Raw genomic sequence first — 354 nt, 5'->3', positions numbered from 1 at the left:
TTGGTTAAAATCGTAGTTCAAAAACTGAGTCCTTGGGGAGTTTGCATATTTGTTGTTGTCAAAATCATCTCCTATAGAAAATTTACCTATCTTGATATAAAAGTAATCTTGGGGATAGTATCCTGGAAGTTGATCTGCATGTCTTTTTTGATAGCTTAGTTTGTTTGACAAAGCTTTTGTGTATATAATATAAGCTCTTGCTATGTAGGGGTTTTTGCCAAGGTTTGCAGTACCAGACCTTATGTATAGATAATTTGGATATCCAGCTATTCCTTGACCACCACCTACACCATTTCCTTTAAAAAGCGCTATATCAAGATAAGCCTGTATATTTGAAGTAAGATTTGAACCTAT

General features: G+C 34.2%; 1 pseudogene. It reads right to left on the bottom strand.

From position 1 onward, the window contains the following. Window positions 1-354, bottom strand: a pseudogene (locus tag ACYQZV_RS09130) (carbohydrate porin); the annotation flags it as partial.

The organism is Hydrogenobaculum acidophilum (assembly GCF_054656715.1).
Note: the sequence above shows the minus strand (reverse complement) of the source record. Positions and strands in the feature narration are given on the sequence as shown.